General features: G+C 38.0%; 19 protein-coding genes and 2 pseudogenes. 3 read left to right on the forward strand and 18 right to left on the reverse strand.

Annotated elements, in window-relative coordinates:
* Positions 1 to 273: 273 nt before the first annotated feature.
* The 17 genes and pseudogenes from ACFIML_RS06480 to ACFIML_RS06560 form a co-directional block, all read right to left on the reverse strand.
* Positions 274 to 1,581 (reverse strand): BID domain-containing T4SS effector, encoded by a 1,308-nt coding sequence (locus ACFIML_RS06480; RefSeq protein ID WP_375687690.1) that lies wholly within the window; start codon positions 1,579 to 1,581, stop codon positions 274 to 276.
* A 308-nt stretch (positions 1,582 to 1,889) separates the two neighbouring features.
* Positions 1,890 to 3,488, reverse strand: coding sequence for a BID domain-containing T4SS effector (locus ACFIML_RS06485; RefSeq protein ID WP_375687692.1), 1,599 nt, complete (start codon positions 3,486 to 3,488; stop codon positions 1,890 to 1,892).
* 1,200 nt (positions 3,489 to 4,688) lie between these two features.
* A pseudogene (locus ACFIML_RS06490) lies at positions 4,689 to 4,874 on the reverse strand (type IV secretory system conjugative DNA transfer family protein); the annotation flags it as partial.
* Between the two features lie 248 nt (positions 4,875 to 5,122).
* Complete coding sequence (locus ACFIML_RS06495) at positions 5,123 to 6,751, reverse strand: BID domain-containing T4SS effector (protein ID WP_375687694.1); 1,629 nt, start codon at positions 6,749 to 6,751, stop codon at positions 5,123 to 5,125.
* A gap of 516 nt (positions 6,752 to 7,267) precedes the next feature.
* Positions 7,268 to 9,187 carry a Ti-type conjugative transfer system protein TraG gene (traG, locus tag ACFIML_RS06500; protein WP_375614697.1) on the reverse strand — a complete coding sequence of 640 codons (1,920 nt, stop codon included), beginning with the start codon at positions 9,185 to 9,187 and terminating at the stop codon, positions 7,268 to 7,270.
* Positions 9,188 to 9,342: 155 nt separating this feature from the next.
* Entirely contained in the window at positions 9,343 to 10,977 is a 1,635-nt protein-coding gene (locus ACFIML_RS06505) for a BID domain-containing T4SS effector (RefSeq protein WP_375687696.1), read from the reverse strand.
* Positions 10,978 to 10,987: 10 nt separating this feature from the next.
* Entirely contained in the window at positions 10,988 to 11,206 is a 219-nt protein-coding gene (locus ACFIML_RS06510) for an antitoxin VbhA family protein (protein ID WP_375607250.1), read from the reverse strand.
* A gap of 62 nt (positions 11,207 to 11,268) precedes the next feature.
* Entirely contained in the window at positions 11,269 to 12,339 is a 1,071-nt protein-coding gene (gene virB11 / locus ACFIML_RS06515) for a P-type DNA transfer ATPase VirB11 (protein WP_375607251.1), read from the reverse strand.
* The gene (gene virB10 / locus ACFIML_RS06520) at positions 12,336 to 13,496 is read right to left on the reverse strand and encodes a type IV secretion system protein VirB10 (RefSeq protein ID WP_375614694.1); all 1,161 of its coding nucleotides are present in this window, start codon (positions 13,494 to 13,496) and stop codon (positions 12,336 to 12,338) included. Before virB10 ends, virB11 begins: the two co-directional genes overlap by 4 nt.
* Positions 13,489 to 14,355 (reverse strand): P-type conjugative transfer protein VirB9, encoded by an 867-nt coding sequence (gene virB9, locus ACFIML_RS06525; RefSeq protein ID WP_375607253.1) that lies wholly within the window; start codon positions 14,353 to 14,355, stop codon positions 13,489 to 13,491. The genes virB10 and virB9 overlap by 8 nt, the downstream gene beginning before the upstream one ends.
* A complete protein-coding gene (locus tag ACFIML_RS06530; RefSeq protein WP_375607254.1) occupies positions 14,352 to 15,056 on the reverse strand; it encodes a virB8 family protein in 705 nt (234 codons plus the stop codon). Before ACFIML_RS06530 ends, virB9 begins: the two co-directional genes overlap by 4 nt.
* Positions 15,010 to 15,312 carry a type IV secretion system protein VirB7 gene (locus ACFIML_RS06535; protein ID WP_375607255.1) on the reverse strand — a complete coding sequence of 101 codons (303 nt, stop codon included), beginning with the start codon at positions 15,310 to 15,312 and terminating at the stop codon, positions 15,010 to 15,012. Before ACFIML_RS06535 ends, ACFIML_RS06530 begins: the two co-directional genes overlap by 47 nt.
* A gap of 210 nt (positions 15,313 to 15,522) precedes the next feature.
* Complete coding sequence (locus ACFIML_RS06540; RefSeq protein ID WP_375607256.1) at positions 15,523 to 16,509, reverse strand: type IV secretion system protein; 987 nt, start codon at positions 16,507 to 16,509, stop codon at positions 15,523 to 15,525.
* Entirely contained in the window at positions 16,496 to 16,981 is a 486-nt protein-coding gene (locus ACFIML_RS06545; protein ID WP_375687698.1) for a type IV secretion system protein VirB5, read from the reverse strand. Before ACFIML_RS06545 ends, ACFIML_RS06540 begins: the two co-directional genes overlap by 14 nt.
* Positions 16,978 to 19,332, reverse strand: a complete 2,355-nt coding sequence (locus ACFIML_RS06550) for a VirB4 family type IV secretion/conjugal transfer ATPase (RefSeq protein ID WP_375607279.1) — start codon at positions 19,330 to 19,332, stop codon at positions 16,978 to 16,980. The genes ACFIML_RS06545 and ACFIML_RS06550 overlap by 4 nt, the downstream gene beginning before the upstream one ends.
* A gap of 22 nt (positions 19,333 to 19,354) precedes the next feature.
* The gene (locus ACFIML_RS06555) at positions 19,355 to 19,663 is read right to left on the reverse strand and encodes a type IV secretion system protein VirB3 (protein WP_375607258.1); all 309 of its coding nucleotides are present in this window, start codon (positions 19,661 to 19,663) and stop codon (positions 19,355 to 19,357) included.
* On the reverse strand, positions 19,664 to 19,984 hold the full coding sequence (locus tag ACFIML_RS06560) for a TrbC/VirB2 family protein (RefSeq protein ID WP_375614691.1): 321 nt from the start codon (positions 19,982 to 19,984) through the stop codon (positions 19,664 to 19,666).
* Between the two features lie 398 nt (positions 19,985 to 20,382).
* Between ACFIML_RS06560 and ACFIML_RS06565 the strand changes: the two genes are divergently transcribed.
* From ACFIML_RS06565 to ACFIML_RS06575, 3 genes and pseudogenes are all read left to right on the forward strand, one after another.
* Positions 20,383 to 21,108 carry a hypothetical protein gene (locus ACFIML_RS06565; RefSeq protein ID WP_375687701.1) on the forward strand — a complete coding sequence of 242 codons (726 nt, stop codon included), beginning with the start codon at positions 20,383 to 20,385 and terminating at the stop codon, positions 21,106 to 21,108.
* Positions 21,109 to 22,139: 1,031 nt separating this feature from the next.
* Positions 22,140 to 22,376 (forward strand): EexN family lipoprotein, encoded by a 237-nt coding sequence (locus ACFIML_RS06570; protein ID WP_375607261.1) that lies wholly within the window; start codon positions 22,140 to 22,142, stop codon positions 22,374 to 22,376.
* Positions 22,377 to 22,842: 466 nt separating this feature from the next.
* A pseudogene (locus tag ACFIML_RS06575) lies at positions 22,843 to 23,233 on the forward strand (integrase); the annotation flags it as partial.
* A gap of 382 nt (positions 23,234 to 23,615) precedes the next feature.
* Here the strand turns inward: ACFIML_RS06575 and ACFIML_RS06580 are convergent.
* Complete coding sequence (locus ACFIML_RS06580; protein ID WP_375607262.1) at positions 23,616 to 23,975, reverse strand: helix-turn-helix domain-containing protein; 360 nt, start codon at positions 23,973 to 23,975, stop codon at positions 23,616 to 23,618.
* Positions 23,976 to 24,431: the final 456 nt, after the last annotated feature.

The raw sequence follows: 24,431 nt of genomic DNA on the forward strand, positions 1-24,431 counted from the left end.
ATATAAGGAAGATATCCAACCGAATGACCTCCAAAGATTCTGCGCTATTCAATATTGATATGTAATGAACATTTATGTCTTTTATACAGTTTTTTTATGAAATTTTATCAATAAGTTATGATAAATTATAGGATCCACTTTTAGAACTATTTTTTGTAATATTTTAAAACAACTCTTGGTGCAATCACGATAAAATGATTTGCACCAAGAAACTCACTGAAAAAAAGATTACATGAAAAACAAAAACTATCTATTTTTATGTTTATGTTCCCCTTACATGGCAAAAGCCATTCCTTTTTCTCCATGTCTTTGTTGTTGTGGGCTGTGCTCTGGACTATTGTATTCTCGTCCTCTTGCGTGACGATGATGGTGGTGATGTCTGTGTTCTGGGTCTCTTTCTGGACTTTCTTGTCTTTGACCTCTTTCTCTTTCCTGCTCCCGTGTAAACTGTTTATGGAGCTTTTGTGTATTATATATATGTCTCTCAAGAGCTGAGCAAAGAGGACGAAAACCATCTTCAGCTTCTCTGCGGCTTAGAGATTTTACACCAAGTATTTTGTGACCTGCAAGCTTACCAGCGCTTTCAGGATTTTCTGCAAGGCTCCATAAGACTTTTTCTGCATTTTGAGGGTCGTCAAGAATCTTAGCCAGTTGTTGATTCAAAGCATGTTCGTTACCATAAACAACTCTGCACCATTCTTGCGTTTCTCTTACACCATATTGAAAGTCTACGTTTGTTAAAAGCTTTGTTGTAACCACATCTTTTGGGGTTCTGGGAGGGGAGATTCTGCCTCCGCCAACGCCTTGATAGATGGGATTTTCTAGTTGTTCAGACTCTTGCCCGCCTTCAGCTCCCATGCCAACCGTTGCATAGACAGATTCGAGTGGTCTTTGGGGAGAGCGACCACCTTCTGTACCAAATTCAAGCTCTGAATAGAGATGATGTTTTGATTCTTGGGGATGTCGTCCACCCTGTGCACCTTCACCAATTGTGTCGTAAGGTGTTTGCCAATCTTGCGCTGCCAAATCTGTTATTGAATAGGGGTTTACGAGTCTGTCGGTGCGTCGCCCATCACTTGGTCTTCCACCAAGTCTGTCATAGGGATTTCCTAGTGGCTTTTGGGGAGCATAGGCCGTTTCTGATGGTTGTTGAAGTGTATATTGAGGTGAGGTGCGCTGTTCTTTGGGTGGCTTATTAACCTTTGCGTAGAGGTCTCCTACATTAGAAGCTCCTAGATTTTGTTGTTCAAGTGGCTTTTGGGGAGCATAGACCGTTTTTGGTGGTTGTTGAAGTGTATATTGAGGTGAGGTGCGCTGTTCTTTGGGTGGCTTATTAACCCTTGCGTAGAGGTCTTCTACATTAGAAGCTCCTAGGTTTTGTTGGTCAAGTGGCTTTTGGGGAGCATAGACCGTTTTTGGTGGTTGTTGAAGTGTATATTGAGGTGAGGTGCGCTGTTCTTTGGGTGGTTTATTAACCTTTGCGTAGAGGTCTTCTACATTAGAAGCACCTAGATTTTGTTGGTCAACTTGTCGTCTTAGTTCCTCTACATTGGTAGAAGGGCTTGGGTGATTTTTTTTCATGGCTGTTTCCTTTCAATATTTTTAGAAAACCTCTTTGGCGCATTTCCCACTTTTTGATATTTTTTAAGACAAAAGAAGAATATCAAACTGAATGGTCTCCAAAGACTTCGCGCTATTCATATTGATATGTAATGGACATTTATGTCTTTTATACAGTTTTTTTATGAAATATTATCAATAAGTTATAGTAAATTATAGGATTCATTTTTAGGACTATCTTTTGTAACATTTTAAAACAATAGGTGGGCGCACTGGAGATAAAATGATTGGCGCTAAGAGTTAGTTGGAAGGCAAAAGTTCACGCGTTTTTAGCCGGTAAGAGCAAGCGATGAAGAGCGACTAACTTTCAAGCTGCGGGCTTGACATTGTGCTTCTTGGGTGTTCTTTACAGTATTCGCAATTTCTTTTGCTTTGCTTTCCGATGTCCCAAGGAGGCACGCTAGTCTGGTATGGTCTTTTTCTTGTATGGCTTTACGATCTTCTGAGGATAGACGATTGTGTAGTTGTCGTGAAAAGGTATGGAGTTCTTGTCGCAGTGAACGAGAATGCAATAAAGCTTCCCTTTGTTGTTCTTCTGATAAGGAAAAAAGGTTTTGTAAATTTTTTCCAGGTTTTTCGACAGCGTGACTCAATCGATTTTGTTCTCTTTGGTGTTGCTCTAAAATTTCTTCTTTTGTTTGTTGTGTTATTGTGGCATAATTTTTAAAGGCTTGGCTGAGTTGTGGAACAGTCTGTTCGGCTTGTCTGCGATTTGAACTTTTCATGCCAAGTATTTTACTTCCTGCAAATTTAGAAATTGATTGAGGGTTTTCTAAAATTTCATCGGCAAATTGATTTCCCAAGTTTGGAGCTGCCGTTACGATACCTAATGTTGTCTTTAAGGCGTGGGTTTTACCATAAACAGTCTTTGATAAATTTTCGATTTCTTTTCGGCATGCTTCAACATAAGCGTCATTTGAAATCCTTTCAAATAACTCTTCATGGGTAAAAGGGGCTAATGTTTCTTTTGGGATCAGTATTTCTTTTAAGCTTTGAACGTTGGTTTTTTGAAAACAGAGGTGAGCACCGTTTTGTAATGTTTTGACTTGTTCTGGGGGAAGATCATCTTTGTGTCCGACGACGAAAGCTCCCTCTACTTCCATGACAAAACCTTCTGCTGAAAAACCTCTAAAGATGCCTTCATAGGTTACATCTTCTTTTGCAGCAACAACAACACGATTGTTAATTTCATCCAATCCAGCGTTTCTCATTTGGGAGATGAATTCTTTTAAAACAAGGGATTTTTGCGGATGCGTGATATCTTCAAAAAGATCTTTCATCGGTTGAGGATTGCCATATTGCATGGCTTCAATACAAGCTGCTGTCATGCGTCCTTTTGTGATGAAAGAAAAGTCAATGGTATGCCCTGCTGCTTGTCCAAGTTTTTCCATAAACATTCGATTGACGCGCCCATTCCCTTTTCTAAAAGGATGCGCGTGTTCAAGCGCCATAAAAACTTCAGCGGCACTTTCAGCAAATTCTTGGCGCGATAAACCTTTTAAATTGTTCTTCTCATTAAGTGTTTTTTCGAGTTGTATGAGTTCTTTTTTTATCTGTGGACCGATAGCAAAAGGAGCTTCATAACCTTTGGGACGCATTGCCGGCATATGGGCAGAAGTGCCGTCTTCAAATGTAAAGGATGTATCGCGGGTGTGGCCCGCCCATTCAAAAGTTTCGTAGAAGAGGCTCCAGTGGATTAGTTTTAGATAGGAAGCATCAAATTTTTGTGGGGGTGGTTCATGGCGAAAATTTACGGCTGCTTTAGTGACGTCATGGGTACTGCGTTGATAGAGTTTTTTAGGGTCTTTGATGCCATATTTATTTTTGAGTGTTTTGGTTCCTTTATATAGATAATTTTGCTCTAACATGTAATCTCTCCTAAGTAGGTAGGGTGGTGGTTGATGAGCGTCTTAAACGCTGCCATGTGAAAAATTCCCCTTCGCGTATTCTTTTGAGATTTTGGTTGTTATGAGAGGGAGCATTTTTCCCTCAAGTGTATGGGTTGTATCAATCGTTTTGTGATGCTTTTGAAAAGCTTTTCTGATGTTTCCTGTGTTTATTATCTTGTGCTGTAAAATACTTGGTATTTAGGGTGCTGATATGAAGCTCATGAGTGGCCAGAAAATGGATTTTCTATAAATTGACTTTGGGCAAAATCTTCGTTCTTTGAGGTGTAAGAAAGAGGTCAAAAAGAAAAATGTAGCTTAAAACTGTTTTTTCCTTTAACAAAGTTATTTGCAAGAGCGCTTTGATGAGGGGCGTGGATATAGCGGGTGTAATCGCTCTTGGTTAGCGGATGGTGCTGGTACTTTTCATACACAGCTCTCAGATTGGTAAATCTATGGGCAAAAGCAGTCATCAAAAATTTTTCTCCATTATGTTTTTCTTATTGCTCCATATGAATATTTTGCCATACGGATATCTTTTTTGTGTATTTTGCAACAAAATGTTTTTTATTTTATATTGTTGCTCTTATTATATTGCGCTGCTCTAAGATCCATGAGAGAGAAAACTCTTTCTTTGGTTGAAAAAAAAGCTTTTTTCAGCGCTTTATCGTTAAAATAGAACACTTTATGATATCGTAAAGGGGGGAAAGCTTGTGTAAGAATGATTTATTCATTTTGATGTATATCTTAAATATTTTTTGGGAAAAAATCGATGTTCTTGAGTGTAGGTGTTTTGAGAGTTCTTGTCTCAAAGATCAATCGTTTGTTTTTCTTAAGCCTTGATATTGGTGATTAGCGTTGTGAAATGTTTTTGGTTGTTTGTAGGGGATAAATTATACACAAAAAGCTTTGTAGGAATGTATTTGCAGGACTTTTCCAAGTGGAGAGGTTGGTTTAGTTATAGATAATTTGAGGGTTTTGGTATTTCTTATAAAGACGATGGGCGCTGGTAAAACGATACACAAAATACAAAAAGGAAAAACACGGATTTTTTTATCATGTTTTCCTTATATGTGTGTGTGGAAGCGGTCAAAAACTTTTTGTTAACGGGTTTTTAAAAAACAGAAATCTATGTTGTTTCTGTGGTTGTTCTTTTCATAGTCAAGATCTCATAATAGAAGGTTAGTTTTTCTTTTGTGGAGCAAAGCGGTTTTTTGCAGCAGCGGTTAACATTTCTTTTCTTCTGAAATAGATGGCGCGGCCACATCGCAAAGGGGGCTGTCCTTTCATAAGAATAATTTGTTCATCTTGACGCATTTCTTGAATTATCTCATGGGGTAAAATGAGAGCTCTTTTTAAAATATTCATATAACCACGAAAATCGACTCCATCTAAGACAAATAAAATAGGCTTTTGTAGCTTTCGTCAGTAGTAATCATGACGTTTAAAAGGAATTAACAATTATCCTGTCCAATTGCTTTGGATATGGTGTATATGCTATGTGCAAAATTGGTGGTAGGGCGCTTAAGTAGTCTGTTTTTTGCATGTATGATAAGAATATTAAAATATCTCTTCCACATAGGTGTTTAAATCAAAAAAACAAAGTTTCATATTTTTTAGTTGGCCATAGCAAGTGTATTTGAACGATTTTGTGTGCGTGTGTAGAATTGGCTATGAGCGTTCCTTGCTTTTTGAACAATGTCGGTAATTTCTCGTGCTTTCTGTTCTGATATACCAATACTTTGTGCAAGTGTTTCATAATCTTTGTTTGTGATCGCACTACATTCGTTTGATGAGAGACGATGTTCTAAACTGTTTATAAAAGTACGGAGCTCTTGGTATAATTGAGGAGATTGAGACAAGATTTCTCTTTGTTTTTCCGGTGATAAAGCAAAAATATTTTGCAAGTTTTGACTGGGATTCTCTACCGCTTTTCCAAGGCGTTCTTGTTTAATTTTATGGTCTCGAGTGACTATATTATAGGTAGTTTCTACAGTATACACATAATTCTCAATTGCAAGAGAGAGCACATCAAGATAATTTCGAGCGTGTACACGTGTCGGATTTTGTAGACCGCATATACTAAAACCTGCAAGAGGAGAAACAGAGTGCGGTGCCTGTTTAATCTGATTAGCAAACTGTCTGCCTAATTCTGGATTTTTAATAATCTCTTCTATCTGTTCGTTTAATACGTTTGCGTCACCATAAACAGTTTTTGCGTAAGCTCGGACTTGCTTTTGAGCTTTGAGAACGTAACTATCTAGCGCAACTGTTTTGGCACATTCACTTTTTGTGAGAGGCGCTAATGTTTCTTTTGGAATAAGCGTGTTTTCAAGCTCTTTGCTGTTGGGGGCGGTAAAGGTAATGATATCACCAGGTTTTAATGTTTTTAATCGTTCTGGTGTGAGATCATCTTTGCTACCAATGATGTAAGTTCCTTGCATATCGAGTATAAAACTTTCTGAATAACAACCTTTATAAGTTCCTATATAGGTTTCTCCTGCCTTTGTTGCCATAACAAGGCGATCATCCACGTTGCGTCCCGTATTGTTTATGTGGTCCATAAATTCTTTTAAAAGACGTATTTTGGGGGGATTGGAGATATCTTCAAAAAGATCTTTCAACAATTGTGTATTGCTATATTGCATTGCTTCGCTACAGGCAGCCATCATACGTTTTTGTGTGACAAGCGAAAAGTCAAGCTGATGTCCTGCAGCTTTGGCAAGATTTTCAAAAAAGACTTGTTCTGTGTGCTCATTGCCATCTATGAATGGGTGGATTTTGTGAAGAGAATAAAATAGACTCGTTGCTTCCTTGACAAATTCTTCGCGTGTTAAGCCTTGCAAATTGTTTTTTTCGGCAAGCGTTTGATCTAATTTTTGTAAGAGTTCAGGGATTTCTTCACCAGTTGCAAAATTATTGCCCCATTCCATTCTTTTCATTTCTGGCATGGCGGCAATGCTATCGTCTGTAAATGCGAAGGGGATATGGCGCAGATGTCCAGCCCATACAAAGGTATTTTTAAACAATTGTTGGTGGATATGGCATAGATAAGTTGAATTAAAATATTCTGGCAGGGGTTCTGCACGCAGATTGATCATGGCTTTTTGCCTATCATGTGAGCATTTTTCCAGAAAGCGTTTTAAATCTGTTTCTCCATATCTATTTTTGAGAATTTGGGTACCAAGATAGATATAATTATGGGGTGAGGGAATTCCTTTTGTTTTTTCTTTTGCTTTTGGCATTGTTACATTCCTTATAATGTTACATTGTCTATGAGAGTGTGTTAAACTTTTTGTTTGAAAATCCCCCACGCATATTGTTTTGAGATGTTGAGACTTGGGTGAGGAAAAAATCCCTCAAATTCGTAGGTGTTTTTGAGTGTATAAATCTTTATCTTGGCACTTTTTTCTTTTACTGAGAGAGAATAGTTCATTTGGGTTGTTTTCATGCATATTGTCTTTTAATTTTTTTGTAGAAAAATTTTCCTATAAAAGCGGTGCCTTCAAAAGTTTCTTGATAGGATTCTCAAGGCATAGATATGATTGGTATTTATTATTTGGAGATGAGGAGAGTGCTTTATAAAGAAAATTGGCATTGGTAAGCACAGGCATAATACCATCATTCAAAGACTTTTCCCTATATTTTTCTTGTTGTATCAAGCGGGAATTCCTTCTTTATAGGCTTTTATGAGATAGAGTCTCTGCTTTTATCCTTTGATGTTTTTGTTTTGATGCATGACCTCCATTGGAGGGTGTTTTTTAGTTTTTCTGTGCTTTTGGGGCAAAACGGTTTTTTGCAGCTGCGGCTAACATTTCTTTTCTTCTGAAATAGATGGCGCGACCACATCGCAAAGGGGGTTGTCCTTGCATAAGAATAATTTGTTCATCTTGACGCATTTCTTGAATAATCTCGTGGGGTAAAATGAGAGCTCTTTGTTGGTAATTGATGTTGTAAGAACTTTTTCCTAAAGATAAACCTCTTGATTTGCTCGTTCCGGTGACTTCAACGGTCATTTGACCACAGCGTTCTGAAATGTCTTTAGCTGTTTGAAGGTCTTTAATGGCCGCATAACTGACAAAGGAGCAGCTTTCAAACCATGAACGTGCTCCTGCTTCGCCAAAGTGATTGACCAACTGACCCGTGGATTGATAAAAGAGCATCAAGGATGTGCCGTATTTACGTCCACGATCGCGGGCTTCTTCTAAAATATTCATATAGCCTAGAAGATCAACTTCATCTAAGACGAATAAAACACGCTTTTTATAGTTACCGTCTGCTGTAACCATGGCATTGAGAAAGGCGCCAATAATCACACGTCCAATAGCTGGATAACTGTTTAAAATGCTTGCGGGGAGATTGAGAAAAACATCTGTATTGCCATTGGCAATATCTGAGGAAAAAAAATCATCTCCGCAGACAAGATCTGCATAATTGGATAAAGAAAGCCATTGGGTGTCTTTTGAGGCGGTTGTATAGACTCCTGAAAAGGTTTGCTCTGCCATTTCTGTAAAAATACCCACCATTTCACGAATAAAAGGAGAAGGTGTTGTTTCTTGAATCATGCGCAATTGATTAACAACAGCTGTTTCTGATTGAGAGAGAATACCACGCAATGTTTTTAAATTGCGCTCGCTGTCTTCATATTCATCAGAAAATACAACATGAGCAAGAAGAGCTGTTAATAGGTTATGGGCTTGTGTTGAGAAATATTCCGCTGAAGAATTGTCTGATTTTTTATCTGTAAGAAGCAACTTTGAAAAGCTTACAATATTCGCTTCGCGTTGTGTGCGTGGTACGCTGTCGTCTAAAAGCCAATCGATGACATTAAAGTTTTTTGTTAACAATGAGTTGGGATCGAGAACAATGACATTTCTATTTCCCATTTTTTGACGCGCATATTTGACCATTGGGGCAACTTCTGTTGAAGGATCAAGACAAATAATAGACCCTGGATAGGTTAAACACGTAGGAACTACTGTACTTGTTGTTTTATAGCCACCAGAACCAGCAAAAAAGATCATATGAGTTGAACCAAAATCAAGATTAAAGGTTAGCAAAGGGACTGTTCCACCCTTTCCCCATGTTGTTTTATTGCCAGGTGCAAAGGGAATGTTGCACACATTATCTTGATCGACACGATATCTTTCACCCACAACAATTTGCCCATTGGCAGGAAAGATTTTTGCTGCCTCTCTTAAATTCATCCATGATGCTTCACCAAAAACACCTTTTTTTGCACGCTTGACCTTACTTTTAGGTGGAGAGGTTGTTATGAATTGAATGAGGGACAAAAAAACACCAATGATGATGCCAAAGACAACCATGGGATCCATAAATTGAAGAGCGTAGCTCCACGTTATTCCTTGTTGTCCAACATAGGGACTTAAGCGTTTTATTTCACCACCAATATAGTAAAGAGCAGTCATTCCAAAAAAGACAACGGAGACAAAAGTGATTATTCTACGCAGGTGCAGTTTTTGCGAGAGACTATACAACAATGAAACAGTAGCCGTTAGTGCTAGGACTAATAAAGGTTCTGAACGAAGAGTCCAATAAATTTGATCGCTCTTTAGTCCATTTGTTATAAACAACAAAAAGTGAGGGACAAGGAATATTGTTAAAGCACCTAAAGCGATCGGTGTTAAAATGAGTACCATTTGTGTTTTGGTATATTTCATTGTATTTTACTTTCAATTCTGTCAGAATATGTTGCGAAATGCTCTTTTCCAAGTGTGTGATATGAACTCTCATCTCTTTTTGCAAAGGTGCAGATAACGCCAGACAGTTTTTGCTTATGAGCCTTTCTCATTAAGGAGAAAGGTTTTATCTATTCTTAGCAGGCCATAGCAAATGCTTGGGAACGATGCATTGTGCATATTTGCGCTCGTTGATGTACTTCTTTGGTTTGCTTAATAATTTCTGTAATTTGCCTAGCTTTACTTTCTGATACACCAATACTTTGAGCCAATGTTTCAGAGTCATTCTTTTGGACTGCTTTATGTTCATTTGGTGAGAGGCGGTTATTGATGCTTTTTGCAAAGTTTGTAAGCTCTTTTTGCAGTGAAGGATTTTTTGCTAAAGCTTCTTGCTGTAATTCTTTTGGCAAGGCGAAGAGATCTTGCAAGCTTTGACTTGGCATTTCTACCGTTTTTGCACGACGACTTTGTTCTGTTGCATGTTCTTGCGTAATTTCCTTTTCAGCATGTTTTACAGCATACGCGAAATTTGCAACGGCAGTACAGAGCATCTCAAGATGATTTTTAGCGTTTGCACGTGTCTGGTTTTGTAGTCCACATAAACTGAAACCGGCAAGATGAGAAATAGAGTGCGGTGCTCTTTCAATCTGGTTAGCGAGCTGTTGGCCTAAGCTTGGATTTTTGATGATTTCTACCATCTGTTTGTTTAATGTTTTTTCGTTACCATAAACAATTTTTGACAATTGCTGAACCTGTTTTAGGCTTGCGTGGACACAAGAATCTTCTGCAACCATTTGGGCCGTTTCATTTTCTGTCAAAGGGGCTAATCTTTCTTCTGGAATGAGAATGCTTTCAAGCTTTTTTGTTTTGGGAACGGTAAAGGTAAATCTATCACCAGGTTTTAATGTTTTGAGTTGTTCTGGCGTGAGCTGTTCTTTATTGCCGATGATGTAAGCGCCTTTCACATTGAAAGCAAAGCTATCATAACCAGCACCCCTATAGGTACCTGTGTAGGTTTCACCTTCTTTTGCAACCATAACAGGACGATTATTAACATTGCGTCCAAGTTCTTTCATGTTGTTCATGAATTCCTTTAAAAGAAGTATTTTATTGGGATTAGAGATATCTTCAAACAGATGTTGCATTGGCTCTAGGTCACCATTTTCTGCTACAGCAACACTGGCGAGCATCATGCGTTCTTTTGTAACAAGTGAAAAGTCAAGCTGATGCCCTGCGGCTTTGGCGAGATTTTCAAAAAAGACCCGTTGTGTACGTCCATTTCCTCCCCTAAAAGGATGGAGTTGGTTAAGGGCGTTAAATAAGCTTATTGCTTCAGCGTTAAATTTCTCACGCGTTAAGCCTTGCAAATTATCTTTTTCGGCAAGCGTTTGATCTAATTTTTGTAAACCGTCTTGGATTTCATCGCCGAGTGCAAAAGGATTTTCCCATCCTGTTCTTTTCATTTCGGGCATGGCGGCTGTGGTACCATCTTCAAATGTAAAGGGGAGATGGCGCAGATATCCAGCCCATTCAAAGGTATTTTTAAATAAGTGGTGATGTATAGAGCATAGATAGGAGCTATCAAACTTTTCTGGTACGGGGGATTCACGCAGATTAACCATCGCTTCTGCTGTATCCTTTGAGCATTTATCCAGAAAGGATTTTAAGTCTTTTATTCCATATTTATTTTTGAGTGTTGTGGTGTTTGGGTAGACATAATGATGGGGAGAAACTGTCTGTATATTTTTTGTCTTTGCTTTTGCTTTTGGCATCGCAGCTTCCTTATAATTTTACGTTGTCCATAAGAGTGTTAAATTTCTCGAGTGAAATATTCCCCTTTGCGTATTCTTCTAAAATTTTGAGTGTTGTAGGATGAAGCGCTATTCCCTCTATCGTATGGGTGCTGATGGCTGCTTCAACGGCTTCACGGCGTTTTTTTAATTCTTCCTCTGTCATCGATAAAAGATTTTCTCTATTTCTGTTTCGTTGGTTTTCATGCATTTTTTCTCTTATTTGCAATTGTTGCTTTAAAAGAGCCTTTGGCAGCCGGTGTGATCTTTCTTTTAGTCACCTCCAAAGATGTTTCGTTGTTTGAAGGGATCGTAATAAATTTCTGTGACCTTAAATTTTCCTTCAATCCGTTTGCATTGGATGATGATATCAATCATTGAAATCAACAGTCCTCGAATATCATCACGCTCTAAATCACCACCGCCTTCACTTTCTTTGACCAAAAGGGTCATCTGCTCAAAGGCTGCAAGTGCTGTTGATGCGTGAACCGTCGTAATGGAACCTGGATGGCCTGAATTGACATTGCGGATATAATAAAAGGCTGTACCATCTCGAAGTTCTTGCAAAAGAATACGATCAGGACGCATCCGTAAAGATGATTCAAGCAACTCTTTGGGGCCAACGGAGGCTAAGCCTTGTCCATCTTTTGAATAGAACATTGAGACATGGTTAGGGTGTGGTATCACCAATTCTTGCGTGTCTTCAATGGTGATAATACGCTCTTCTTGAGGGATTTTGGCGATTAATGCTTTTGATAATGTTGTTTTACCCGAACCGGTTTTTCCCGCAATTAAAATATTTTTCTGGCATTCTACAGCTTGATTTAAAAAAGAGACAAAGTCTTTATTACAGTAGGCATTGGCTAAATTATGCTCGATGATTTTGAGTTCGTTAAAACGAGAATGATAGTCATTCAAAGGTGTGAAAGAGACCTGTTCACAGAGCGAGAAGAGGCCTTTCTTGGCGAGTTCTTCGAGAGAAAAACTCTGCGATGATGGTTTACGAATTGTCATACTAATCGTGTCTTTTTCGACAGCCGGCGGAATGACAATTTGAATGCGCTCATTGCCTGGTAGCGTTGCAGATAATATTGGGTTTTTGTCCGATATGTTTTGCTTGGAATAGGAGGCGACAACTTTCGCAATCCCCATAAGCTCATTAAAAGAGAGAGCCGGTGCTTCTATTGTTTTCCATCCATCAAATCCTTCAGTCATGACTTGATAGGGACGATTGATAACAATTTCAAAAAGACTATCATCTTTCAAAAAAGCATTGATGGGTTCAAGTTTTGTGAGAACAATCGCAACGGTTTCATCGCACATGGTATGTAAGTTTGAGTTCATTCTAAAGTTACCGCAGAATTTTTGTAAAAGTTTCTTGAAACAGCTCGATTGATAATTTGTTTTTTGTTTTCGATGACTTTCAATTTATAAACGCTGGAAAAATCTAAATCGCGGGCAACAAAGATATTCACCATTTCCCCTTGGTTTTTGGATAATGTTGGAGGAATATTGGCGTAATTTTCTACGAGAATGTTTGCGATGTTTTGTCCTGAAGAGAGAGTTTCAGTTTCTTCTTTTTCCTGTTTTTTTGATAAACGTTTATTGGCATAGTGTGTTGCATCTTTTATTAGTGAGACAAGAAGCGCAGACCCAATCCTCTCGAGCCAATGGTTATCAATATCTCCATCCATACCAGAACGCCCTAAAGCATCCGTTGCCGGTGAAGCTAAGGATATAATGATACCATTGGGGGTTTTTGCTCTATTCCATAGTACAAAGAGACGTGTTTGGCCTTTTTTCAATCCGGCGCGATATTCACCAACAATTTGGGTGCCTTTATCAAGAAGCACAACACGACCATTGTCTGATAAGATATCTCTGGAGATGATACAACTGGCAAAACCTTGTTGATCACTGTTGATGGCTGTTTCTAAAATACAAGGAATAGAAGTTCCCATCGCGATGATGTAGTTTCGATTGCCAAGGGTTGAAGCACGAATACCTTCAAGCACTGTGGGTTTGAGAAGATGATTAAAACGTTGTGTCGTTTCATCAGATTTACTTTCAAGTTGGTGAGGCAAAGCACCATTATTTGTTTGTGAATCTATTTTGCTTTGTTGTGTACTTGCATAAGCTAATACAGGAGCACGTTGTGCTGCCTCCAGCAGTGAGTCATCAGAATTTAATTGATTGATGTTTGGTGTTGGTAGCTCGACTTTTGGTAATAGAGCGTTATTTCGTTGAGGCTGTTCAAAGGGGGGAGGGGTAGGCTTTGCAGGACGAAAAAGCTCTGTTTGTTTTATAACTTTTCCTTCTTTTGAAGATTCAACCGGTTGCTTTTTGTCTGTAACAAGTGTTGAATAGGCTAAATAAAGACAGACACTGAAAAGAATAATAAGAGCAATAGCTTTCCCCACATTGTTCTGTTGACTTTTCCCTTGAGCATTTTTTATTGTATCGCGATCATTAATGCTTTTTTCATCCACGGTGTTATTCATGGCTGCTTCCTAGGTTCACTTTACGTTGTACAGATGGTGATGTCGTACCTGTTTCAGGGTTAATTCCTTTTGGTACGAACCTTTTGTTAAAGATGCACAATACTTCATTCCCACGTCGTAGCGTGAATTGTGCAGATGTCGCATGGACAATAACCTTGTTGCCTTTAATCGATTTGGGAATAAGGGCTTCTTGCCCATCAGGCGATACAATGTAAATGGCAGGGATTTCAATGTTGCCTAAAAAGGTAAAGGTTGTTGTTTTCCCATTATCATAGACAGAAGCAGGTTCAATGAGGGATGAGCCTTGAGCTTCATAAGCCCAATTGCGTGGTCCAAAATCTTCATGGATATTTAAAATATCATTGACAAAGTTTTCTTCACGTTGTTTTTCTTTTTCTGCTTCGGCTAATTTCTTACGTAAGGCTTCATCTTCTGGATAACGAAACTTTACTAAGAAATACGTCTCATTACCCGCTGAAACATCGCCTTCACGGACTTGTAGCTCGAATTGATAAGAGCGTTGTGTTCCATCTTGGCGGCTTGTGACAATTTGTAAATTTGTCACAGGCTGGACTTCACGTGGTTTGAGAAAAACAAAGTGTCCAGCCGGTGCAACTTGCCAAGCAACCGAATTTCCAATTCCTACATAGGTTACTTCTTCATCAACGGCAAATTCTAGTTGAACCGAAGAGCGAATGGAGCCAATGATTTGTACGACGTTGTAGGGGTCATAATTGACAAATCTGATGCGGTTATCTTTACGTGCACTGATAGGCGCTGTTTCTGCAAGTGAGAGAACTGTGTGAAAGCTGAGAGTGATCGTAAAAATTAAAGAGATTGTTTGCAAAAGTCTGATCATTTTATCACCTCTGGATCAGATCTATATTCCGATACTTGAAAACCAAGAGGGTTGATAAGACGATCAGACGTTGAAATGTGTGCGTTCACGTAGGAAAAATTTAAGATTGAAATCCAATGGGAAATATTTTCTTTTTCATTCAAGTCTCTGATCGTTTTATAGTAACGAACTTGGATAAGATCTTTGCTTATAAAAGAGATTGATTTGATTGTGACGGTAGCAATCACGTTATGATAAATATTTTGCGGACTTTCTGGATTATTGCCCGCGTACCATTTTGCAAAACGGTTTTGTTCTTTTGGAGAAGATAAAAGAGAGACTAAGCGAAAATTGTTTTCTGCTTCTGATGCTTGAAAACCTTCACGAGCGCGAACGTATTGGCTGGCAAAATAACGCGTTATAGCTTCATCATAGTCGTTAGGGGATTCTTTTAGGGCGCTTACAGTATCAATAATGCCTGTTGAGTTATCAACGCGGATAACAAAAGGCTCTACCGTTTTCAAAGGCGTCAAAGCTGCGACAGCTAAAGCTAGCGCAATCGTCATCAATCCAAAAAGCACTGTTAAAGCCATGGAGATTTTCATCCGCACACGCATGCTATGCATGCGATCAATGTCAAATGAGCGCGCTTCTTTTATATATTCTTCAAGGGCATCACTTTTCACGCATAACCTCCACAGTTTTATCAGATCGTGCTTCATGAATAACCGGCTTTAATAAAGCTGAATTGGCTGTTACTTTTTCACTTTCCAAAGTATTGAGAATGATGGGAGTAGTAACAGGCTTTAGGCTCTTTTCTGGGTAGACAATGTTTTTATTGTCCCAATTCCACTTATCTTTATTTAAAGCGCGTGTATGTTTGCCATTACAGCGTGGTGGTTTTTTAGGGCCACTCAAAGAGGCACAACCAGTAAGAGCCATTGTTAGGACCATAACAAAAGTTATTTTTTGTTTCATTTTTTAAACTCACAAATATCTTGGAATACAATGCATGAGAGCCTTTGTTCTGAACATTTTTACAAGTTTATGTGATGCAAGATTTCGATTGGTTTTGTTGTTAGACCCAAGGTGTTAGATCTTATCTGGAACAGGATCATGGCGCGTGCACCCTTTGGCGCACACAAGGAAAAAACAAAAATTCTTATTCTTTTAAAGAGGTGCTTTATCTTAAAATCGACCACGACCACCTCCAGATTTACCTGCTTTTGCGGCCGCCCCTGCCGCACTTCTAACAGCGTTACCAGCAGCTCCTGAGATTTGTGAAGTGGCACTTTTTACTGCATTGCCACTCGCTCTTGCACCATTTGAAAGCATTGTAAAAATCTGTCCTCCTGAAGAGACACCAGCGTTAAAGTATGGTCCGCCAGAGGCCAGCGCTGTTGCAATACCAGGAAGCGCACGGAAGATAATAACTCCTATGATCGAAATGACGATGACAGGGGGAAAAAGAACGTAAATTGATTCATATGAAACTTTGAGAACCTGTAGGATAACTTGACATATAATGGTTCCAAGCATGATTACGAGAACTTGTAAAATGGTAAAATTGATCAAAGTTGTAATCCATGCATCGGAGTATTTTCGCGTTGCATTGAACAAATACAAACTAATAAATAGAGGCCCAAGACCTATAATCATGACCAGTGCAACTTGTGCAAACATTTGCACAATAAAACCACCTATACAAAAAAGAATAACCGCGAGAAGCATGATAGAACCAAGAAGACCCACAATGATCTTTTCAAAAAACCAAGCATTGTATAAGACTTCTTGATAACGCGAACTTGCCTTTAACAAAATATAATCAAAAACATTGGAGCTTGCAGGATTACTGTTAAGCGCATTCCCAATAGCATTGGATAAATCATTAAAGAAAATATCCTTGACATAAGTATTAAATATATCCGCATTCGTTGCCATTGTTGTAACAACAACGATTTTAACAACATTATTGAGAAGACTATGCATGGAAAGCGCAACGCGACCTGTCATAACATTATAGCCATAAAGAAAGATAAAAATGATTGCAGCGAGATTTAAGGGCGCTGAAATAGCAGAAGATAGCCCACTCACCGTTGTATCCATCACATTATCGAGGGGTTTTAAAATATACCCAGAAACGCTTTCAAAGGGAGAAAAACTAAAGTCTGACATCTGTACGCGCACTTTCAAGTTTTTCTTTTAATTGTTTTTCTTTTTCTTTTAACTGTTTTTCAATATGTTTATGCTTTTGTTGTTCCTTTTCTTCACGCAATTCGTCTTTTGTTTTCGTATCTCTTGCTTGAATCATATCAAGAGACTGAAGTTTTAAAGAATTCACTTGAAGACCTGCTTGAAGAAGAGAAAGCTTTATTTGAAGCTCTTGTTGAAGGGCTTGCAATTCTTCTGGTTTTGTTTCTGGTTTTGATTTAATATTTTCAAGTTGTTGACTTATTTCTTTGATTTTATTTGCAGTGTCAGTTGCTGTTTTATAAATGTTTTCAGCTGTTTCTGATTTTGCAGCATTTAATTTTTGTGTGTTCTCGAGTGCTTGTTTATAATATTCATCTACATCGGGTGTCGTTTGTGATATTGCATGAGAAATAAAAGAAAGAGATAACAGTGTAACTAAGCCATATTTTTTCATTGATTTTTTCTCCTTTGATAAAATATGGGCAGCCATTTATCAGGGTCAGCTCCATATTCGTTGATAATTTCATTCATGAGTTCAATGTTTTTTGTTGTGCCGCTTAAAACGGCGATCTCATCATTCATTCCACGTAAGTTAAGTTCTGCAACGACGGAACTTTGTCCTTGTTTGATGAGAAAACGACGGGATTCTCTGCTTAACTCTGACTGTATCAGTTCAAATTCACGCTCAGTAAGTTTGAAAGCTTCGACATAATCATTGTAATTTGCTTTTTGATTTGGAAAAAATATTTGGGTGGGGCATTGCTCAATGATTGTGTGCGCGATTGTTGAGTTCAAAGCATCTTTAGGGCTTTGTGTTGCAAAGAGCATCATGCCATTTTGTTTACGAATTGTTTTTAGCCGATCTTGCGCAAAAGCTTTAAATGAATCATCTTCTAAAGCTTTCCAGAATTCATCAACGACGATAATGATGCGCCGCCCATCAATCAAATCAAGAATGCGGTGAAAGAGATACATCATTAAGGGGCGCCGAATTTCTTCATTATCTAAGAAATCGGTCATGTCATATCCAATGAACTGCGCATTTAAATTGAGATCATCTTGATCATTATCAAAAACCCATCCTAAATCATTGCCTCTAATCCAGCGTTGCAGCCGTATGGCAATCCCTTCTTTGGATGTGTTGTCAAAAAACAGTTGAAGGGCACCAAGAGAGCGCTGGGTTGGGGGTAAGTTTTCCAAGGAATCAATGGCTTTGGCGATATCTTGTCGCTCTTCTTCTGTTACGATTTGCCCTTCAGCGGTCACCAGCTTTAAGATCCAATTACGAAGAAAGATTTTATTTTTTTCGGTGTATTCCATGCCCTTTAAGGGAGCAATACCCGTGGGCTGCCCATTCTTTAAAGGTTTATATTTCCCTCCTCCAGCCCGTACAAAAATCTCTGCTCCTTGATCTTTATCAAAAAAAACCATAGTTGGATTGTGTTTTTGTAATTGTGCAAGAAGAAAATTAACAATCACTGTTTTACCAGAGCCCGATGGACCACAAACAAATGTGTTTCCAAGATCGCCATAATGAAAATTAAAATAGTAAGGTGAACCAGCCTGCGTTTTTAGCAATGCGACAGCAGCCCCCCAAACATTATCGTTCAGTTTGCCAACGGGGAAAGAATGGAAGGGCGATAAAGCGGCAAAGTTTCTGCTAGTAATGGCGCCTGAACGCGCACGATAGCTAAAATTTCCAGGAAGCTGTGCCCACCATGCTGCTTCCAATCCTAAATCTTCTCTGGCAATCACGGCTCCCCCATTGGTTAAATGGGAACGTGCTTTTGATAAGTTTTCAGACAATATTTTGGGATGATCAGCAAAAACAGCTAAAGAAATGTGGTGTTCTCCCAAAACAAAACGGTTTGATTCTAAATCATCCAGCGCTTCATCCAGTGCATCAATTTGTGAGCTAGCACGATCAGCTGCATTGATCATTTGATTTTGTTTGCGGCTCATAATTGCACTGGCGGCTGCCTTACTTTTAAAGACAAAGGATTGTGTTAAGATGAATTCAAATGGCACCGTAAGCAGACCATCAGTCATACCTGGGCGTGTTTTAGAAGGATACTCTTTCCATCCAAACATGCCCACAAAGCGTTCATTGCTTTCATGGCGAATTTCGATAATTTCTTTCCCAAAAATAACACGATCCGAGTAAATTGTTGAAGCAATAGTTCCAAATGTGAGAGGAATACGCTCACGTCTTCCCCCCACTAGTTGATGGAGAAATTCACTTTGTTCGGCAAATAAAAGTCCTTCATGTTCATAGATTGATAGTAGACGGACTTCATACTCTTCCAAACCTTGCATAAGATCTTGACTTAACTCTTCGAGTTTACGAATAGCTTCCTCATCGGGTTCAGATTGTGTTTTCTTCGCTTTGCTCAAGCGCTGAAAAAATGAAACCAGCTTTTCTGTTTTATCCGCGGCCGGATTCCAAAGCAGTGAAATAAATAGATCATTTCTATACAGTTCTTGCGAAACCATCTTCTTTTTATATTTTTCATCTAATATTGCTGCAAAAGATGAAAGAAAATGACCTTCTGGGTATATCGTTTCACGGCGGCGGATGATGTGAGAATATAAAGCAAGCCGTTCGTCTGCGATATTTTTTAAAAGGGTGTTTAATTGGTTGTGTAAAGAATTTAATTGATCAATATCCGCAGTGTCAAAATTTATACCCTCAACAGCCATCACAACCATTAAACAGCGTGAATTTAAAGCAACGACATGTTGGTTGATGTAGCGTATATAGGGAATATATTCTTCAGGCAAAGTTTCCCGTTTCATGATTGACATCTGTTTCACCAGTTTCGTTCCTTCAGCTTAGTTCCTTATAAGTGCGGATAAGGCGTAAAGGGGAGGTTGAACCTCCTCCCCATCGGTTGAGGTTTTTTTGTTTTCCTCGGGTATTGAGCCATGCAAATAATACGCGAAATTGGTTGTGATCGTACTTTGTCACTTCTCGCAAAATAAAGTGCATCCCAATCCCAAGACCAAATATGGTAAAATCACTGGTCAAAATGAAAAGAATGGATGTCGCCATGACATTGAGCGCCATCGCTTCCATTGTAACACCGGCAAACATAGTCGGGCGGGTACAGGCAAGGAAAAGAGTATCTTCATTCATTTATGCTGAGCCCGTTAATTTCGTGACGAGAGTGGGGGCTCCAAAAACAATAGCAATCCCCAGAACACAGTAAGCTGCTTTGCGTAAATCAATAAAGCCATACATCCAGCCAATACCTACAGCAGCAACACATATAATTGCAATAAGCCTTGCTGTTGCACCTGTCATCGCTTTGACAATGTTGTCTAAAACACCATCAAGATTTCCCAGACCACCTCCACTAGTAGAAGAAGCAGCATAAGAAAGATCTGATACAAGCAATGCTGTAAAAAACAGCATGGTCACGATAAAAATGATGTTTTGGAATCTATTATCTGTCATTTTACCTCTCTTTAACAAATAATATTTGTTCATATGTCGATATTCTATTGCCTCTAACAAACTGCAGACTGCTGTCATTTTATGACAGTTAATTCTCCTCGTCTGTTTGTTTTAAAAGCCTTGATCGTGGATCTGTTCACTCTCAAGCTCTTCTTCGTAAAGAGACAGAAGTCTTTTCAAATTGAGATTGTGTTATATGAAAATGGCAATTTTAAGTTGTGTATATTGGTAAAAATAACAATATTAAAATAATGAAAGAAAGAATATCATTCTTTACAAAATGTAGTTAATCTGCAACACTTATATTTTGATTTTTTCTTTAAAAAACAAGGGGATTTCTGATCAATAATCTGACATGATAGGAAAAAAACGAATTTTTTGAGCGAGCGTGTTAAGAGATGCTATTTAAATTGATTGTTATTATTTACATTATGGGGGCCACAGTGTGGGGATTAAGCCAATATAAAGATAAAATGGATTTCAGCATTCTTAAAACATTTGAGACGCAAGATATCCAAGATATTGTCGATCTCTATCGAGAAGAAAAAAAGTTGGGTAGACCTATCGCTAAACAGCAATTAGAAAAAAATGAACCAGCTCTCGATTTGCAGAAGAGTGTTTCATTAAATGATGTTGCAAATAATGCTGTTGTTTTTCATGGTAAGGCTTCTGTTACAAGTGGGGTTACATTTAAATTACTGACGCCTGCTGCACAATCTTGGCGCTCACATATCTCCCGTGATATTCATCTTTATGGTGTGGACACATGTGCACCCCGTCAAAAAGCAAGATTAAATGATCAAGAATGGCCCTGTGGTGTGGTTACAATGGCTTGGCTTGTCACCAAAACACTTGGGCAGGATTTATCCTGTAAACAGGCTTTGATGCACAATGGTGTTTATTATGCGCAATGTTTTGTTCAAGGGGTTGATTTAGCTGAGGCAGGTCTTACAGAAGGTATGTTCGTACTCTCAAAAGAGGGGAAAAATCCTATTCCAGTCCGGTATCATCATGCGGAAGAAAAAGCACGTGGCAACAAGATTGGTCTTTGGTCGAGTGATTTCACTGAACCTTTAAAATGGCGGCGAGATAATGGATCCTATAATCCCTTTGCTAGTCCATGATTGGTTTTAACGAACATATTTACTTAAATTTTTATAGAGAAAACTTTATCAATAAAATTGTACCAAATCGTAGAGCAAGTTTGAATAAACGGTGAGATTATTTTCGTTTTTGGAGTAAATGGATGATACATTCATGTTGAAGAGAGATTTGCTCTTAAAATAGCTTCTCTTATTGATGTGTTTTATAAAAGCAGGAAAATGTCATTGTTGGTGGCAAAGCATTTTTGAGTATTTGTGTTTGAAGGAGAAAGTGAGGCGATAAAAAACGCTCAAGAAACGGATTTCTAGAGCGGTGTTGATGAAAGTAAAAAATAAACAGATCTCCAAATGGTGTAACGTTTGATATAATGGATAAAATTTTTCACAATGCCTTAAAAGAATTCATAGAAAAAGTTTTTTCATCAGAATTTTGTCTTCAGGATTGGATCACGTTTTTTACTTCTTTAAAAGTGATCAATCTGTTGCATTCCTTGAAAAGCTTTCATAATTATCTGCTTTTAAATTCAGACTTCCAAATGATGGATGGATTTCAAATAGACTCTACACGAAGAAATCTTCGTAAAAATAATTTGCATTGCTGATTGTTTTCTATATATCACAAAACGTTTCTATTTAGGCCTTCGATGGGGAACAATGACCAAAATATAAATAGGTAAAAGAAGGGGCTCGTACTTTTTTATTATGGCCTCATAGTTCATTGATCGCAATACTAATCATTATAATGTTCATAGATTATCCTACTGGATAGGGATAATTTTTATCACAGTCTCTATATTTGAAATTAGTTGGACAAAAGCTTTAGTCCGCTTTCTGATTTTATCATTTGTGGTCAGTTTTGGCTTTTTCCTTCTCATAGTATTTATGACAAATTCATACAATGGTTGTCGTGAGCTCTTCTTGCGTTATTTTACTCAGAGTATTTGCTGTGAAAGCAAGCAAGTAATAGTAAGGCTGTATTCTCATACAGTGTGAAAATTAAAAATCCATTTAGGGGATGATGTTAACAAATAAGCTCTTTAAAGAGGGGTAAAATGAAAAAAATTATTTTATTATGCATGGCTCTATTATTCGTTGTGGGATGTGAAAAAACTTATAGTGTGGAAGATTTTAAGAAAGATGCAAAATTAAGAGAAGAATGGGGAAAGAAATGTTTTCTTTCAGGACTAGCTGTTCAGGAATCTAAAAATTGTCAAAATGTTCTCCAAGCAGATAATGAACTATTTTTCTCGCCAAAGCTTGATTCTACAGGTCGTGAACACGGCTTTTAATAGAAATATACACTCTACAATAAATTTTGATATATTAATGTCTCAATAAAGAAGTTACTATTCAAAGAATAATTGCTTCTTTAATTTTTATAGGTAGTAATCGTTATCATTTTTTAGATAATTGCCTCAAATTGTATTGGTCATTATGTTGTTTGTTTCAACTTTGTAAAATTGAGGATTATTCTCACGAGAGTATAGGATCGCGTTGTCTTATGATGGCATTGGTATCGCATTGAGACTTTAGAGGAAAGAATATGCTTTTAGGAATGCATAATGATACCAAGTCTTTATACAATAAATTCATTTATAATGATAATTTACTGTTTTGTATGTTGAGTGAGAGTCCCGAATATCGTAAGATTCTCTCATTTCAAACCTGTTTATGTTGAAGCAATCAAAATCACTTTCTTGCATATCACAAGCGGGGTGAGTATGTGGGTAGAATTTGTATAAGAAAGGACTAAAAATAGTTCTTATGAATCGTCTTAAGTACCAAGAGCTGTTGCAACATTGGGAGTTGGCAAAGTTTGTGATGGTGCCGGGTTGCTTCCCCACAAGCGTAAAGATGGGGCTGCTCAATGAATTTACCGTTATACCATTCATGGGCATTGTCGCGAAGTGGGCTTGGGTACTTTAAGAGATGTTTTTTTAAACAAGTCTATGAATTGGAAATTGGGTGGCGTTCTATTTTACGTGAGGGTTGTTACCCCATTAAAGAACGCGATAAACAAAAGCGTGAGGCAATAAGCAATCTGCATTATTTAAAAGATATTGCTTTGGGTATTTTTGAAAGCCGTAAAGCTGAATTAAAAGGAGATGGGAAAGATGGTAAATGGTTTTCACCTTTATGCCTTTATAAGCAGGCATCTTACGAAAGTATATTAAATGCACATCGTTTAAAATTAATGGAGTGTCCACAGCGAAGAGGGGGCTACCCTTTATACGTATGAATGCTTGTCCTATTGTGCTGTAAAACACTATTGTTTGCGGTATGGTGATGTAAGACACAAAAATTTATGCATAGGCTGTTTTGATAAGAGAGTGTAATGAATATTCAAGGGAGGGCTTGTTTATATAATTTTGTGAAAGGAATCCTATGAAATTGGAAGCTGAGAAGGAGCTATTTTTGAGAAGGCGGATTGTTTATCAACCGGTTTGAGGAGGGAGCGTCCCTTGAGGTGTGGGGAGAAAGCCAAGAATAGGGCGTGTAGTACCCTATAGCTATGCTTTTAAAGTGTTTTAATTTTGATCACAAATTAAGTTTAAAATCGCTTTCTGTTTAACAGATGTGAGGACTCTAAAACTTTTTAAAAGCAAATATTCTTCTTTGCTCGAGGCGATTTCATCATAATGGTATGGGGTATTGTCTTTTTTGATGATATCAGTGTAAAAAAAGGCAAGTGGAACATTCAAAATATCGGAAATTTCCTTTAAACGTCCTGCGTTCACGCGATTTAAGCCTTTTTCATATTTCTGGATTTGTTGGAAAGTGATACCTAAATGATGCCCTAATGTTTTTTGATACATTTTTAGCATTTTTCGCCTAAAGCGAATCTTTTTGCCCACAAAAAGATCAATATTAAGATTTGGAGCTTGCATTTTTCCCCCACCGATTGCGAGCGCCCTCGCATGAGTATTCCGGGAGTTAAAAGTACTGAACTTAAATCAGCATTTTGCTTTTAGTGCGTCGACACACTTGTACATAGCAAAATCTCCCCGAATTCCGGGATACCCGAAAAGCGGGGTCAATTCATGTTTGAGTTTTCAGGCTTTTAATCCCTATTGGTCGTTGCGTATGCGACCAAGACACTTTCTGACTCATAAAGTAATTTTAGGAGATTGGCAATAAAAATAGTTTTTCTTGAGACGGATAAATTTTTTTAAATAGGAGGTTTTTTGCCTTTCAAACTTTTAAGGTTTGCTTACTAAACGCATGACATCAGATATGCATTTTACGAAGGTAAACCTTGGTTTTTAAGCTCAAGGCACCGCTTACGGTGTTGCTCTTAACCAATAACCAAAATGGCTTGTTTTGATACGTCTGAGATATCATGA

It is taken from the genome of Bartonella sp. AC62GZZY, assembly GCF_042196525.1.
In the GTDB taxonomy this organism is placed as follows: Bacteria; Pseudomonadota; Alphaproteobacteria; order Rhizobiales; family Rhizobiaceae; genus Bartonella.

What these genes read in the sequence shown, in the direction of transcription:
- virB11 (WP_375607251.1), bottom strand. Translation starts at nt 12,339, where the DNA reads ATGAACTCAAACTTACATACCATGTGCGATGAAACCGTTGCGATTGTT.
- virB9 (WP_375607253.1), bottom strand. Translation starts at nt 14,355, where the DNA reads ATGATCAGACTTTTGCAAACAATCTCTTTAATTTTTACGATCACTCTC.
- ACFIML_RS06510 (WP_375607250.1), bottom strand. Translation starts at nt 11,206, where the DNA reads ATGCATGAAAACCAACGAAACAGAAATAGAGAAAATCTTTTATCGATG.
- ACFIML_RS06565 (WP_375687701.1), top strand. Translation starts at nt 20,383, where the DNA reads ATGCTATTTAAATTGATTGTTATTATTTACATTATGGGGGCCACAGTG.
- ACFIML_RS06495 (WP_375687694.1), bottom strand. Translation starts at nt 6,751, where the DNA reads ATGCCAAAAGCAAAAGAAAAAACAAAAGGAATTCCCTCACCCCATAAT.
- ACFIML_RS06550 (WP_375607279.1), bottom strand. Translation starts at nt 19,332, where the DNA reads ATGTCAATCATGAAACGGGAAACTTTGCCTGAAGAATATATTCCCTAT.
- ACFIML_RS06580 (WP_375607262.1), bottom strand. Translation starts at nt 23,975, where the DNA reads ATGCAAGCTCCAAATCTTAATATTGATCTTTTTGTGGGCAAAAAGATT.
- ACFIML_RS06485 (WP_375687692.1), bottom strand. Translation starts at nt 3,488, where the DNA reads ATGTTAGAGCAAAATTATCTATATAAAGGAACCAAAACACTCAAAAAT.
- ACFIML_RS06545 (WP_375687698.1), bottom strand. Translation starts at nt 16,981, where the DNA reads ATGAAAAAATATGGCTTAGTTACACTGTTATCTCTTTCTTTTATTTCT.
- ACFIML_RS06540 (WP_375607256.1), bottom strand. Translation starts at nt 16,509, where the DNA reads ATGTCAGACTTTAGTTTTTCTCCCTTTGAAAGCGTTTCTGGGTATATT.
- ACFIML_RS06560 (WP_375614691.1), bottom strand. Translation starts at nt 19,984, where the DNA reads ATGACAGATAATAGATTCCAAAACATCATTTTTATCGTGACCATGCTG.
- ACFIML_RS06570 (WP_375607261.1), top strand. Translation starts at nt 22,140, where the DNA reads ATGAAAAAAATTATTTTATTATGCATGGCTCTATTATTCGTTGTGGGA.
- ACFIML_RS06530 (WP_375607254.1), bottom strand. Translation starts at nt 15,056, where the DNA reads ATGAAGCACGATCTGATAAAACTGTGGAGGTTATGCGTGAAAAGTGAT.
- ACFIML_RS06505 (WP_375687696.1), bottom strand. Translation starts at nt 10,977, where the DNA reads ATGCCAAAAGCAAAAGCAAAGACAAAAAATATACAGACAGTTTCTCCC.
- traG (WP_375614697.1), bottom strand. Translation starts at nt 9,187, where the DNA reads ATGAAATATACCAAAACACAAATGGTACTCATTTTAACACCGATCGCT.
- ACFIML_RS06480 (WP_375687690.1), bottom strand. Translation starts at nt 1,581, where the DNA reads ATGAAAAAAAATCACCCAAGCCCTTCTACCAATGTAGAGGAACTAAGA.
- ACFIML_RS06535 (WP_375607255.1), bottom strand. Translation starts at nt 15,312, where the DNA reads ATGAAACAAAAAATAACTTTTGTTATGGTCCTAACAATGGCTCTTACT.
- virB10 (WP_375614694.1), bottom strand. Translation starts at nt 13,496, where the DNA reads ATGAATAACACCGTGGATGAAAAAAGCATTAATGATCGCGATACAATA.
- ACFIML_RS06555 (WP_375607258.1), bottom strand. Translation starts at nt 19,663, where the DNA reads ATGAATGAAGATACTCTTTTCCTTGCCTGTACCCGCCCGACTATGTTT.